The 14,229-nt window shown below is 51.7% G+C and carries 11 protein-coding genes; 5 read left to right on the top strand and 6 right to left on the bottom strand.

The window, feature by feature from the left end; translation table 11 throughout:
* Positions 1–70 precede the first annotated feature (70 nt).
* Complete coding sequence (locus VK958_RS13265) at positions 71–1,522, bottom strand: cobyric acid synthase (protein WP_325242136.1); 1,452 nt, start codon at positions 1,520–1,522, stop codon at positions 71–73.
* A 2-nt stretch (positions 1,523–1,524) separates the two neighbouring features.
* Here VK958_RS13265 and cbiB point away from each other — a divergent pair, with 2 nt between their 5' ends.
* Both cbiB and cobD read left to right on the top strand, forming a co-directional pair.
* On the top strand, positions 1,525–2,472 hold the full coding sequence (cbiB, locus tag VK958_RS13260; protein ID WP_325242134.1) for an adenosylcobinamide-phosphate synthase CbiB: 948 nt from the start codon (positions 1,525–1,527) through the stop codon (positions 2,470–2,472).
* The gene (gene cobD, locus VK958_RS13255; protein WP_325242132.1) at positions 2,465–3,457 is read left to right on the top strand and encodes a threonine-phosphate decarboxylase CobD; all 993 of its coding nucleotides are present in this window, start codon (positions 2,465–2,467) and stop codon (positions 3,455–3,457) included. Before cbiB ends, cobD begins: the two co-directional genes overlap by 8 nt.
* On the opposite strand, the gene cobC is transcribed toward cobD, so the two are convergent.
* The 4 genes from cobC to VK958_RS13235 form a co-directional block, all read right to left on the bottom strand.
* Positions 3,447–4,016 (bottom strand): alpha-ribazole phosphatase, encoded by a 570-nt coding sequence (cobC, locus tag VK958_RS13250; protein ID WP_325242130.1) that lies wholly within the window; start codon positions 4,014–4,016, stop codon positions 3,447–3,449. The two genes, cobD and cobC, sit on opposite strands and share 11 nt — an antisense overlap.
* Positions 4,013–4,810, bottom strand: a complete 798-nt coding sequence (locus VK958_RS13245; RefSeq protein ID WP_325242128.1) for an adenosylcobinamide-GDP ribazoletransferase — start codon at positions 4,808–4,810, stop codon at positions 4,013–4,015. Before VK958_RS13245 ends, cobC begins: the two co-directional genes overlap by 4 nt.
* The gene (cobT, locus tag VK958_RS13240; RefSeq protein WP_325242126.1) at positions 4,807–5,853 is read right to left on the bottom strand and encodes a nicotinate-nucleotide--dimethylbenzimidazole phosphoribosyltransferase; all 1,047 of its coding nucleotides are present in this window, start codon (positions 5,851–5,853) and stop codon (positions 4,807–4,809) included. The genes VK958_RS13245 and cobT overlap by 4 nt, the downstream gene beginning before the upstream one ends.
* Positions 5,854–5,964: 111 nt before the next feature.
* On the bottom strand, positions 5,965–7,422 hold the full coding sequence (locus VK958_RS13235; RefSeq protein ID WP_325242124.1) for a DegQ family serine endoprotease: 1,458 nt from the start codon (positions 7,420–7,422) through the stop codon (positions 5,965–5,967).
* 239 nt (positions 7,423–7,661) lie between these two features.
* On the opposite strand from VK958_RS13235, the gene VK958_RS13230 reads away from it, so the two are divergent.
* Entirely contained in the window at positions 7,662–8,804 is a 1,143-nt protein-coding gene (locus VK958_RS13230; protein WP_325242122.1) for an HPP family protein, read from the top strand.
* A gap of 35 nt (positions 8,805–8,839) precedes the next feature.
* Here the strand turns inward: VK958_RS13230 and VK958_RS13225 are convergent, their stop codons facing one another.
* Positions 8,840–9,295, bottom strand: coding sequence for a DUF2721 domain-containing protein (locus VK958_RS13225; protein ID WP_325242120.1), 456 nt, complete (start codon positions 9,293–9,295; stop codon positions 8,840–8,842).
* A gap of 349 nt (positions 9,296–9,644) precedes the next feature.
* On the opposite strand from VK958_RS13225, the gene VK958_RS13220 reads away from it, so the two are divergent.
* Both VK958_RS13220 and VK958_RS13215 read left to right on the top strand, forming a co-directional pair.
* Positions 9,645–12,230, top strand: a complete 2,586-nt coding sequence (locus VK958_RS13220) for a chemotaxis protein CheW (protein WP_325242118.1) — start codon at positions 9,645–9,647, stop codon at positions 12,228–12,230.
* The coding region (locus VK958_RS13215; RefSeq protein WP_325242116.1) for a sensor domain-containing protein at positions 12,230–14,229 on the top strand (2,000 nt) is incomplete at its 3' end. The genes VK958_RS13220 and VK958_RS13215, both read left to right, overlap by 1 nt.

The raw sequence follows: 14,229 nt of genomic DNA, 5'->3' as shown, positions 1-14,229 counted from the left end.
GGAAAACCGCCAAAATCCGCGCCGGGCAAGTCGTACAGGCGTTTGAGCAGACCATCAACGTGGTCGCTGGTTAATTTGGCGAGAACCCTTCTGGCAAATATGGGGCAAGTGCCGACCAGTTGAGATGCTTTCGCAGACTATCTGCTAATTGCGTCAGGCTTTGTTCGCGCAATTGCGTGTAGTCATAATTCACCTGGCTCGATACTCCGGCCCACTGCAACCAGGCAGCACACGCTTGCGGGTGATCAAACAGGCCATGGATATAACTACCTGCCACTTGCCCGTCTTCTGACCGTGCCCCTTCTGCTCTATCATTCACCAGGTGCACCGGACTTTCTAATGCGGGTCCTGCACTGACACCCATATGGATTTCATAGCCTTGCAATCCGGCATCTGCAAAAGCCAGTTTTCCTGACACCTGTTTCAACTGTTTGTAGTTCTCAAGCGTGGTTTCCATCTCCAGCCAGCCTAAGCCTTTACTACTACCAGCTTCCCCTTCCAGCGCCAGCGGATCATGCAATTGCTGACCCAGCATCTGGAAGCCGCCGCAAATCCCCAGTAACTTTCCGCCATAACGTAAATGACGCGCAATCATCGTTTCCCAGCCGTGCTTACGTAAAGCCGCCAAATCTCCACGCACATTTTTGCTGCCGGGCAGAATAATCAAGTCAGCACTTGGCACCGGCTCGTTTAAGCGCACAAACTTTAAATCCACTTGCGGATGCAGACGTAACGCGTCAAAGTCAGTATGGTTTGCGATATGCGGCAGCAACGGCACGATGATGGTGAGCTGAATATCTGTTTTTTTAGTATTGCCACTGGCGACGGCATCTTCCGCTTCCAGGTGCAAATCATGCATATAAGGCAGCACGCCGATCACCGGTTTACCGGTGCGTTGCTCCAGCCAATCAAGCCCCGGCTGTAGCAAGGCAATATCCCCTCGAAATTTATTAATCACAAAACCGATGACTCTCGCCTGCTCGCTCTCTGACAATAAAGCCAGGGTGCCAACCAGATGGGCAAACACGCCGCCTTTATCAATATCAGCGACCAGAATCACCGGACAATCAACTGCTTCTGCGAATCCCATATTGGCAATATCGTTGGCGCGTAAATTGACTTCAGCCGGGCTGCCCGCTCCTTCTACCATCACACAATCATATTGCTGCTTTAATCGCTGATAGGATTGCAAAACCGCCTGCATGGCCACTTTCTTATACTCATGGTAAGTACTCGCTTCCTGGTTACCCTGCACCCGGCCGTGGATAATCACCTGGCAACCAGTGTCCGAATTAGGCTTGAGCAACACCGGATTCATATCGGTATGCGGCTGTAAACCAGCGGCCATGGCCTGCACTGCCTGCGCGCGGCCTATCTCGCCACCATCCTCAGTGACGGCGGCATTCAGCGCCATGTTTTGCGGCTTGAATGGCGCCACTGCCACCCCGCTGCGGTACAATACCCGGCACAATCCAGCCACCAGCGTACTTTTACCGGCATCCGATGTGGTGCCCTGAACCATTAATGTTTTTACTGCCTGTTTATCCATCCGCCGATTATCTCACACTCGCCCTGATAGCCTGCGGTGCGGTTGTGCTTGACCACTTGCTGGGTGAACCCAGGCGCTGGCATCCGCTGGTGGGCTTCGGGCGATTAGCCACTTACTTATCTAACCGACTTAATTCACCTCAATTACTGCCTAAAGCATCCCAACGCATCGTGGGCTTGTTCGCATGGATGCTTGCTGTTCTGCCGATTTCCTATTGCGCATATCTACTGGCGCAGTCTCATTTTGGCTGGGCGATACATGGCTATTTGCTGTACTTTGCCTTGGGCCACAAAAGTTTGCGACAACATGCGCTGGCAGTGTATACGGCGCTGAAAAATAACAACCTGCCACAAGCGCAGCTCGCCGCCTCTTACATGGTCAGCCGTGACAAAGAAGCCATTGAGCCTGTGTCTTCCACGCTGGAATCGGTGCTTGAGAATGGCAATGACGGCGTGTTCGCCGCCCTGTTCTGGTTCCTGATCGCAGGTGGTCCAGGCGCATTGTTATACAGGCTGGCCAACACACTGGATGCCATGTGGGGCTATAAAACCAGCCAATATTATTATTTTGGCTGGGCTGCCGCGCGGCTGGATGACTTGTTGAACTATATTCCTGCACGTTTGACGGCACTGACCTATGCATTAGTGGGCAGTACAAAAAAAGCGGTGCATTCCTGGCGTTCGCAAGCCAAACAATGGGATAGCCCGAATGCCGGACCAGTGATGTCAGCAGGTGCAGGTGCCCTGAATGTCGCCCTGGGTGGACGGGCACGCTACCATGGGGTTTGGCATGTGCGTCCGGCACTAGGCACAAATACAGAGGCGACTTTGGAGGATATTCCTCGCGCTTTGCGCCTGGTCAGCGTTGGCGTGTATGCATGGCTGGCAATCTTTGTATTGATTGGGGTCGTGACCTATGCTTGAACACGGCGGTAACTTGCAGCAAGCCGCTGCCAGATATGGCAGGCCGGTTGAACAATGGCTGGATTTATCGACCGGCATTAACCCGCAGCACTACCCGATTCCACCACTGGCGTCTGCGCTGTTCCAACGCTTGCCAGCGATGGAGGACGGGTTACAAGCATCTGCCCGTAGCTTTTATGGAGCGACACATATTCTGCCATGTGCAGGTTCGCAGGCTGCATTGCAGGTGTTGCCCTCATTGCGTCCGGCTTGCCGGGTTGCCATGCCGCGCACCATGTATCAGGAACATGCGCATGCCTGGCAACGTGCCGGTCATGATGTGCAATTCTTTGACCAACAACCGGATAGCGATATCCTGAACACAGCAGACGTATTGCTATTGTGTAACCCAAACAATCCGACCGGCCAGCTGTATCCGGTTGATCTGCTTTTAGACTGGCACGCACAATTGTCCGCACGTGGCGGCTGGCTGGTGGTTGACGAAGCATTTATGGATACGACTCCGCAATCCAGTCTCGCCAGTCATAGTGGTCAGCCAGGATTATGGATACTGCGCTCACTAGGCAAGTTTTTCGGGCTGGCTGGCCTTAGGGTAGGTTTTCTACTCGGCGAACCAACCGGGCTGGCGCAAGTTGAATCATTGCTCGGACCATGGACAATCGCCGGGCCCAGCCGCCATATCGCACAGATTGCGCTGGAAGATACTGACTGGCAGCAACACATGCGTGAACACTTGCCTGCGCAATCCAGGCAGTTACTGCAATTGCTTAATCAATACGGATTTAATCCGGTTGGCGCTACAGATTTATTTCAATACGTGCAGGATGCTGCGAGCCATCAGTTGCAGGATGCCCTGGCAAAAGAAGGCGTCTGGACGCGTTACTTTGAGTCGCCACAAGCATTACGATTCGGGTTGCCGCCAGTGACGGAGTGGTCAAGGCTGGAACAAGCACTAGCCAAGGCAAGTGTGAAAGTCACCGATTAACAAATTCAATTCTCGGCACCGTGCCGGAAAAGTCTATCCGCGTCACGCTGGCATGATCGACCTGGAACCTGAACAGGCCTTTGAGCTGCATATTCAGTGCATGCGCGATCATGGCGCGTATCATGCCGCCATGTGTCACCACCAGGATATGCTGGCCGACATGATTCTGTAAGCACTCATCAATAAACGCGATGCCACGCTGTTGCAAAGCAGCAAAGGTTTCGCCATTCGGCGGCGCCAGATCGGCATAACTTTGCGCCCACACATCAAATAATTCGCGCGGGATATCGTTCCAGGCCAGCATTTCCCAGTCGCCAAAATGCAGCTCTTTGAGGCGGTCATCGTGCACGACCTGATAGTCAAATCCAAGTGCATGTGCCAGTTTACTGCACCTTTGCAACGGGCTGGCATATACGGCATCAAACTGCTCACCGGATAATTTGGTTTGCAGCCGTTCCAGTTCATCCATAAAACTGGCCGACACATCGATATCACTATGCCCGTAACACACACCGTCAGGCACTTGCAGGCGCGTGTGGCGGATCAATGAAAGTTTCATATCAGTCGGCTCCAGGCCAGTAACCCCAGGTAAAAAGCCAACTCTGTTAGCTGTTGCATGGCGCCCAGGGTATCACCGGTATAACCTTGCAGTTGCCTTTGCAATAATGTCCGCCACCACCACCACACTAAAACCACCGGTAATTCGGTCAGCAATAAAAACTGCAAGGAAGCCAGCCCGGAATGATTCAGCCATAATAGCGCGGCAAAGCCAATCCATACCCATAAGCCGAATGCACTGGCCCACCAGAGATCATTGCGTGTCAGGCTGGTTGCGAGCGGTTTGGATTTTCCGGCAGCACGGACATAGGTCATGTTCGCCATCAGATATACCGCCGCCAGTCGGCTTGCAGCGTGAGCGGCAATCAGCGCAAACGGTAACACTGCTGCAGGTAATGCAACCAGTACCTGATATTTGAATACCAGCATGCCGATCAGCGCAATTGCGCCATAACTGCCCAGGCGCGAGTCCTGCATGATCTCCAGTTTGCGTGCACGATTTAACCCGCCGCCTAACCCGTCCGCACTGTCAGCCAGGCCATCTTCGTGAAAAGCACCCGTCAGGTAAATGCTGGCGGCCATGCTGGCGAGCACCGCGATGGAGGGTGGGAAGAGCAATGACGACAGCCACCACACAATGGCGGCAATCAGGCCAACCATTAAGCCGACCAGCGGGAAATAACGCGCGGCGTGGTTTAATTCAGCTTCCTGGAAATCGGGTAAGGTTGGCACTGGCAAACGGGTAAAAAAACCAACTGCCAGCTGGAAATAGCGCCATTGCAGTTTCCAGTTCACTGGTTTTTCCCGCTGACGCCAGCACTTTCAAAGCTGGCCATTTCATTGAGGAAAGCCACCGCAGACTGCAGTAAGGGATACGCCAGCACGGCGCCAGTACCTTCACCCAAGCGCAACGACAGATGCAGCAAAGGCTGCACTTTTAAATGTTCGAGCATCTTGCCGTGCCCACTCTCATCGGAGCAATGTGCAAACACGCAATAATCCAGCACTTGCGGGTAAAGTTTAGCAGCGACTAACAGTGCGGAAGTCGCGATAAAACCATCGATCAGCAACGTGACTCGTGCCTCAGCTGCTGCGAGCAACGCCCCGACCATCATGGCGATTTCGAACCCGCCAAACACTGCCAGCACCTGCAACGGGTCTTTGGCATCGACATGATGCCTTTGTAAGGCGGTGGTCAGCACCGATAGTTTATGATCCAGTCCTTTGTCGCTGAGGCCGGTGCCGCGGCCCACACACTGATGCAAGGGCAAACCGCACAACACACTCATCAGGCAACTGGCACTGGATGTATTCCCAATACCCATCTCGCCCAGCGCCAAGACATTGCAGCCTTCGGCAATCGCATCACGGGCGATTTCAGCGCCGCGGGCAATGGCTTGCGCAGCCTCTTCACGCGTCATCGCCGGATGATGCAGGAAACTCAACGTGCCCATGCCGAGCTTGGCATCAATCAGCATCGGGTGTGGTTCAAAAACCGCATTGACGCCGCTATCCACCACATGCAACTGAAAGTCATGCTGACGCGCAAACACATTGATCGCCGCGCCGCCATTGAGGAAATTCAGCACCATTTGTGCCGTCACCGCTTGCGGGTACGGGCTAACGCCTTCGGCCACAATGCCATGGTCACCGGCAAATACCAGCATGGTCTGTTGCTGCAAGGCTGGGTGCTCAGTGTTCTGTATCAACCCGAGTTGCAAAGCCAGTGTTTCCAACCGTCCCAATGCTCCCAGCGGTTTTGTTTTCTGGTTGATACGCTGCATGAGCGCAGCCTGCAAGGCATCGTTTTTTGCAGGTTCAATGTTGAAATTTTGCATGCGGCTATTCTACCCGAGTAAATATCAGCGTGTCCGGCAGGCAAGTTTACAACTTACATAAAAAAACCCTGCAAGAGCAGGGTGAAGGGAGGGATCAAATATAGTCAACTATTAGCTGATTTTCACCGGAACATAGATCTTGTTGTCACCGCGCATCACCAGCAGGGCAATGTTTTTATTGTTGGGCACCAATTTCTCTTGTAATTGCGTGAAACTGGTGACCTGGTCTCCATTGACGGCCAGGATGACATCTCCAGGCTGAATACCCGCATTGGCTGCCGGACCCTTGCCAACCTCTTCAACCAGCAGGCCTTGCACATGTGCCTGTGCCAATTCCTGCGAAGTGAGCGGGCGCACACTCACGCCTAACTTGGCCTGTTTATTGTCAGGCGCAATCACTGGTGCATTCATGGCAGTTTGCATTTCAGCGATACGCACGTTCAGGGTTTTGATCTGGTTTTTACGCCATACTTCCATCTTCACTGTATTACCCGGCGCGATGCTAGCGACCATAGGCGGCAAATCGCTGGAGCGGTCTATGATCTGGTCATTGAATTTCAGGATGACATCGCCTGGTTCCAATCCCGCTTTATCCGCAGGGCCGTTTTTCTCCACATTGCTGACCAGTGCACCACTTGGCATTTTAAGACCAAATGAATTGGCAAGGTCCTGGTTGATCGACTGCACACCTACACCCAGGCGGCCGCGGCTGACTTTACCTTTATCCAGTAATTGTTGCTCAATGCCCATGGCAACATCGATAGGAATCGCAAATGACAATCCCTGATAGCCACCGCTACGGCTGTAAATTTGCGAGTTTATACCAACTACTTCACCATTGAGATTAAATAACGGGCCCCCTGAATTACCAGGATTGATAGCGACATCTGTCTGCAAAAATGGGACATAACCTTCATCCGGCAGCGCACGGGATTTGGCTGAAATAATGCCGGCTGTCACGGTATTATCAAAGCCGAATGGCGAACCAATCGCCACCACCCAGTCGCCAACATTGCTGTTTTTTGTGCTGCCAATTTTAACGGTAGGCAGGTCTTTGCCATCAATCTTCAACACGGCAACATCGGTCAACTTATCCACGCCGACAACCTTGGCTTTGAACTCACGTTTATCTGTCAGCCTGACGATCACTTCATCCGCCTTGTCCACCACATGCGCATTGGTCAGGATCACCCCGTCCGGTTTCACAATAAACCCTGAGCCCATGCCACTCATCGGTGTTTCGGCCTGCGGCTGATTAGGCTGGAAACGGCGGAAAAACTCATACATCGGATCATTCGGATCCATCCCCGGGATACCGCTGGTTTTCACGGTACCGGTCACACTGATATTCACCACTGCAGCGCCCTGGCTTTCAGCGATACTGGCAAAATTAGGTAGCGTAATATAGGCGCTCGGGCCGGTCATGGTTTGTGCGGCAAGCGGTGCTGTCGCTTCCGCATGGTTGACCAGGGTATTCCCTTTTACCCAATAACCGGCACCAAACAACGCCGCAACGGCCAGGGGTACACTGACCCAATGGGTGATCTTTGATCTCACAAATGCCTGCATAACTTCATTCCTTTCTTGCGTATTCATTACTTAATATCTAATGCTTGTATAAGCGCTGGCACAAAAACTTGTAAAGCGCTTCCACCGAATATGAGCAAAAAAGTCACCGCGAAGTTTCCATGATTTTGTATCCTGATGTATCAAAACCTAACACTTGAAACCGCTTCTGCAAGCCTGCACCGCGCGAACCGCGTGATACACTGCCAACTTTTATTGTGCATACGCAGTTGTATTAGCTCATGCCTGTGATTCCCCCATTTTTAAAAGCTTACTGGCCACGTCCGGTCACTGGTTCCCTGCGCGACCACGCACGCGCTGCCATCGGCGCCGGGTTGGGTATTTTGTCTACCGGCCTGGTCGCTCATACGGTTTTTCCTGGTGCCTGGCTACCTGCTATCTTCCTGATTGCGCCTATGGGCGCTTCGGCTGTCATCCTGTTCTGCCTGCCCTCGAGCCCATTAGCGCAGCCCTGGGCGATATTGGCTGGCAATACTGTGGCCGCATTCTGCGGGGTATTCTTTGCGCATTTATTGCCCGCGCATCTGGCTTATGCCGCCGCACTGGCCATGCTGTCAGCAATTACGCTGATGTTTGCCTTGCGCTGCCTGCACCCGCCTAGCGGCGCAGTTGCGTTGACAGCAGTGCTTGGGGGCGAAGCCATATACCATCTGGGTTACACATTTATCTGGTGGCCGGTGCTGGCGAATAGTGTTTTACTGGTGATCTCCGCCTGGCTGTACCACACCCTTACCGGTTACCGATACCCTGCGGTTCAGAACGATAGCAAGCCAAGTTCTCCCGCGCATATGAATTACCAATTCGGGTTCAGGCAGGAAGATTTGCAGGCCGCGCTAGGGCAATTTCACGAAGTACTGGACATCAGCCCGGACAGTTTGCAAACCCTTTTGCAACAGACGGAATTAATCGCCTATCACCGTAAACTTGAAGAAATAGAATGCCGGCATGTGATGCGGCCAGTGGCTGACACGCTGCAATTTGGCGACACCCTGGAAGACGCCTGGCAGATATTGCTGCAACAAGCCGAGCCCGCTATCCCGGTCGTCAACAAAGCCCATCTGGTCATCGGTCTGCTCAGTGTGGCTGATTTCATGCGGCATGCCAAACCGGAAAGATTTCACCAGGTGGCGCCAGCACTTAAAAAGCTGATCCGCTGGTCACCGACCACCCATAGCAACAAGCCGGAAGTGGTTGGCCAGATCATGGCGACACCTGTCATCACTATCCTTGAAGATTTGCACCTCATGCATACCATCCCGCTGATGACCAGCCATCACTTGCAGTTGGTTCCTGTCGTTGACCAGCATAATAAACTGGTGGGCATCCTGACGCAGACCGATGTCATTCGTGCACTCTATCGCTGAGCTTGTGTTTACATAAGCCTTTGATTCAAGCCAATTTAAGGTTTTTTCTGCTTTTCCAGTTGCTGGTACGGCACGATTACTTCCCGTGAGGCCAGCACGATCTCGCGCAAAAAACATAGCAACGCCAGGATCAACGAGGCCATCGAGATAATAAAAGAGATCATCACCAGATGTGGCAGTCGCAAGCCGGTCTCCACTGAAAGAAACATACTGGCAATCGAGACGCAAATACACAGGGCGGCAAACGTCGCCAGGCCAATCGCTCTGCGCAACCAGTTGGTCCGTCGCACAATAATCTTTAATTCATCCATAAAGCGTTCACGTTTTTCATCCGGGGCATCGGTCAGAAACCGCGCGCGGTCAATCGAGCGTCCCAGCCGGCCAATCAGCACACCAAGAATAGAGCCAATGCCGGTGAGCAAAAATACGGGGGCTACTGCATCGCGGATAGCTCCGGATACGTTATGAATCTCAAATGCGCTGCCGATCATGAAGTGTATTTTCCTCTCTAATATGTAATCGCTGTTTCCATTTAAAGCAGTTCTCATGCCGGATTCAGTGTAAACATTGCCGTACGATTTTTTACATTTATCGTTATATTTCTGCACCAATAGGGGGAACCTTTGCCCCAACACTGTGCGATACCCATTGAATGATCAGGAATAAAAGTGATTTTTAGCCTTTATCCTGTGCTGAGTAAATGAAAAATTCTCGATTTCCGGTCTAAAGCGGAGAAAAGCGGTCGTTTTTACCCGTTATTCTGCGAACTTCACTGCCGTTTCAGGTCCCGTTCTTGCTGTAGAAGCATCGGATATTTGATGTTTTTTTTGAAAGTGTTTCATGTACAAGCAGCCCCTTACCGATGATCTCACCAGCCATTTCAAACAAGTTAACGACTTTCGCTCTCGGATTTACCAGCTTCAACACGCCTGGGACAGTCTGGCCTTAATGGCGCAGCTTTCCGGCACCGGCTCAGAAATGGAGCATACCCGCAGTGCTTTCAATACGATTTCTAACGATGTGCTGCAACATTTATCACAGGAGACTTTGCGCAAAACCGCGGCACAGCTATCTTCCAAAGCATTTGAAATTATCAACCTGCTGGTACGCAATTTGTTTGAGCGCACCGCTGACATTGGCTTTTTCGCCACCGATGATGATGTACGGGATTACCTGTCACATTATATGCAGGGCACTATGACAGATGAGGAACACGATGCTATTTGCTTCCGTTTTGAGGAATACCAGAAGAAATATACGGTATACGAGAATATCGTCTTGTTTGACAGCCAGGGACAACTGATCCACCAGTTGGATGCCAGCCAGACCATACTCGACCACTTTCATCCTATCGTGGCATTGGCACAGCAATCTTCCGAGCCTTATATCGAGCGTTTTTATGAAACCGTGATCAATGGCAGTACGTATAAATCGCTGATTTATGCGCATGAAGTCCGCAGCAAAGATGACAAAAAATCCCTGGGCGTGTTATGCCTGAGCTTCAAGTTCGTCAATGAACTGGACACGATTTTCCATAACCTGATTCCTGAACATGACTGGACCATAGGCGTGTTGCTGGATGAACAGCGCAATGTGATTGCCTCCAGCGATGTTTACCAGATTCCACTGGGTGCAAAAATCTGTGCTGAACCAGACCAGGACTGGTTTATCAGCCGCTTCTCCGGCCGTGAATATTTATGTGTGACCAAGCATTCAGAAGGCTACCAAGGTTACCTCGGACCGGGCTGGCTAGGCCAGGCCATGATTCCGCTGGAGTATGCCTTCCGCCATAGCATGCATGATATGGTGGCGCATATCGATGGCGAAACCCTGAGTAAAGTGATGCGCAGCCCGCTGATTTTTTCGGATAGCCTGCTGAATATCCCCAAACAGGCGGCCAGTATCCAGAGTAAGCTGAATCAATCCGTCTGGAACGGCAATATCTGGCAAAGCAATTATGTGGATACCCAGCAGAAAAACTTCTCCAAAACCCTGCTGTGCGAGATCAGCAATACCGGCCACAAAACACAGCAGATTATTGAACAGATGGTGTCTGAGCTTTACCAGACCGTCGTCTCGGTGATGCTGGAAAACTCCAGTTTTTGTGCGCAAATGGCGGTGGATATCATGGACCGCAACCTGTATGAACGCGCCAACGATGTCCGCTGGTGGGCGCTTACCCACAGTTTCAGGGAACTGCTAGGCCAAAGCCAGGTGACCAAGGACGACCAGCGCAAGATTTCCGAGACCTTACGCTATATCAATAGCCTGTACACCGTGTATGACAATCTGATTGTATTTGATCGCCAGGGCGAAGTGATGGCTGTTTCCAACCGCCAGTATGAGCACCTGCTTGGCACGCAATTACAGGATGAATGGGTAGGCCGAACGCGTAGCTGCCACTCAACCCAGGATTATGTAGTTTCTACCTTTGAAAAAACACCGTTATACAATGACAAGTCTACTTACATCTATGCCGCGCCTATCCGTCACCTGGATGGCAATAGTATTGTCGGCGGTATCGCCATTGTGTTTGATAGCACACCGCAATTCCAGGCGATGTTGAAGGATGTCGTGCCGCGCGATAGCGAAGATGCCCCGGTTGCAGGGAGTTTTACAGTATTTGTGAACGACCAGCTCAATGTGATTTCCAGCTCCTATCAGGAAATCGCTATTGGCGAGAATTTCGAGCTGATGCCTGCCATCGGCAAGCTGAAAGAAGGCGAACAACTGTTTGATATCGCTGTTTACCATAATACTTACTATGCCGTCGGAGCACATGCTTCTTATGGTTACCGCGAATACAAAGGCGCAGGGGACAATTACCGTAACAAGGTGATCGCCATGATATTCACTCCGCTGGGTAAGGTGGACGAAATCAATCAACGCATCCGTGCGGAAGCCCAGGTGATACACAATAAGTTTAATCCCAACCTGTTCCTGCAATCGGGCAAAGAATCCCAGGAATACGCCACTTTTTACGTGGCTGATACCTGGATGGGCATTGAAACCAGTTTTGTGAGCGAAGCCATTGATGAAGGGCAGCTGCGTACGCTACCGGAAGCCGCGCCATTTATTGCCGGCATGCATGCTTACCGCGATGAAGTGATCCCGATCATTGACCTGGCGCGCATGCTGGGTCATGCGGATTACTCTACCGATTACCGGCAGATTATCGTCATCGAAGATAAAACCACCTCGCTCAAATTTGGCGTATTTGTCTCGGCACTGGGTGAAATCCCTTACCTCGCCCCCAACCAGATGCAACCACTGACGTCGCTGTTTAAAGGAGTTAGCCATAATCCGGGGATTGCCATCGCCAATATCGCGCAAAACAGCATGCTGACTTTGGTCTCCGCGCAAAGTTTATGGAACAAGGCACTCACCGTACGCGCCCTTCGGCAGGAAGAACAGGTGTTTGTCTGATGAACAGCCAAACCATACTCGGCATCATGCAAAATGACATCATGGAATCCTTACTGACCGCACAGCAGCAACGCCTGCTGGATACGTTGCTGGATAATCTGGATGGCATGATTTACCGCTGCCTGTATGACGATAGCTGGACCATGATTTATGTCAGCAAAGGTTGCGAGTCACTCACAGGCTATACACCACCAGAGTTGCTGCTCAACAAAGATATTTCTTATGAAAGCCTCACGCATCCTGATGACAGGGAAAAAGCACGGTCCATGATTGCAGAGGCAGTGGCAAAGGGTGAGCGTTTTCAATTGGAATACCGCATCGTACGTGCCACCGGCGAAGTCATCTGGGTGGCCGAACGCGGTAGCGGTGTATTCGATGAGGATGGTCAGCCAGTGGCGCTCGAAGGCATCATCCAGGACATCAGCGACCGCAAGCAGATTGAACAGGCACTATTCAGCACCGAGCAGAAATACCGCTCCATGTTTGATAACTCAACATTGGGGATGTTCCAGACCACGGAATCCGGCACCTACCTGAATGCCAACCAGGCATTGGCCGATCTTTATGGATATGCTTCTGCCGCCGACCTGATCAGCGACCTGAATAATATCAGCACCCAGCTATATGTTGCGGAAAGCCGCCGCAGTGAATTCACTGTGGCCATCAGCACCTACGGACGCGTGCAAAACTTTGAATCAGAGGTATACCAGCACAGTGGAAAAGCGATCTGGATCTCCGAGAATGCACATGCGGTGTATGACACGCTTGGCAATATCCTGTATTACGAAGGCACGGTAGAAGACATTACTGATCGCAGAAATCATGAACAGCAGATCCACCAGTTAGCTGTCACCGACAAGTTGACCGGTTTGCTCAACCGCCATGCCTTCAGCGGCAAACTCGCCAGCCTGATTGCCGAAGCCGATAAAATGCAGCGCAAAATCGCCATTGCATTTATTGACCTCGACCACTTCAAGCTGATTAACGACACGCTAGGCCATCGCGCGGGCGATAAAATGCTGGAAAATGTTGCGCAACGGCTGATACAGAGCACGCGCCCCAGCGACGCGATCGTGCGTTTTGGTGGCGATGAATTTGTCATGCTTTACCCCGGCTTGCGTGAGGGTGAAGATGCCGAGCCATTACTGGCACGCGTGATGGAAGCCATCTCGCTGCCGATTGAAATTGGCGACTATGTGTTTAACATGACCTGCAGCGTCGGCGTCAGCATTTACCCCGACCATGCCAAAGATATTGATACCCTGCTCAGTTGCGCAGATTCGGCACTCTATAGCGCCAAAAATGCCGGCAAAAATAAAGTGCAAATGTTCAGCGGCACCCTGGCGCAACAGCTAGGTGAACGCAATGAAATCGAATATGGCCTCGGCCATGCTTTGCAGCGCGGTGAACTGATGTTGTACTACCAGCCGCAACTCAATATGCAGCATGGAAACATCAGTGCGCTGGAAGCGTTGATCCGCTGGCAACACCCTGAAAAAGGATTGATCCCGCCAGACGAATTTATCCCGGTAGCGGAAGAGACCGGACATATTTTTGCCATTGGTGAATGGGTGCTGCAAACCGCCTGCCAGAAAATCAAATCCATGCAGACTGAATGGGGCTACCTGGTCCCTATCGCAGTGAATGTATCCCCGATCCAGTTTTTGCGCGGTAACCTGGTAGAAACCGTGCAGAGGGTTTTGCGCCAGGAAAGAGTACCGCCACATTTGCTGACGCTGGAAGTCACCGAAAATGCCCGCTTCAAGGATGAAGCCATGTTTACCCGAACGCTGGAGCAGTTAAAACGATTAGGCGTATGTATCGCGATTGATGATTTTGGGATTGGCTATTCCAACATGGCCTACCTCAAGAACTATCCTATTGATGAACTGAAAATCGATAAAGCCTTTGTGCAAGACCTTGAGCAAAGCGTGACCAACGGCAATATTTTGCTGGCGCTGATCAACCTGGGTAAAAGCTTGCATAAATCGGTGACTGC

The sequence above is a fragment of the Methylophilus sp. genome (assembly GCF_035460085.1).
In the GTDB taxonomy this organism is placed as follows: Bacteria; Pseudomonadota; Gammaproteobacteria; order Burkholderiales; family Methylophilaceae; genus Methylophilus.
This window is presented reverse-complemented; position numbering and strand designations above follow the sequence as displayed.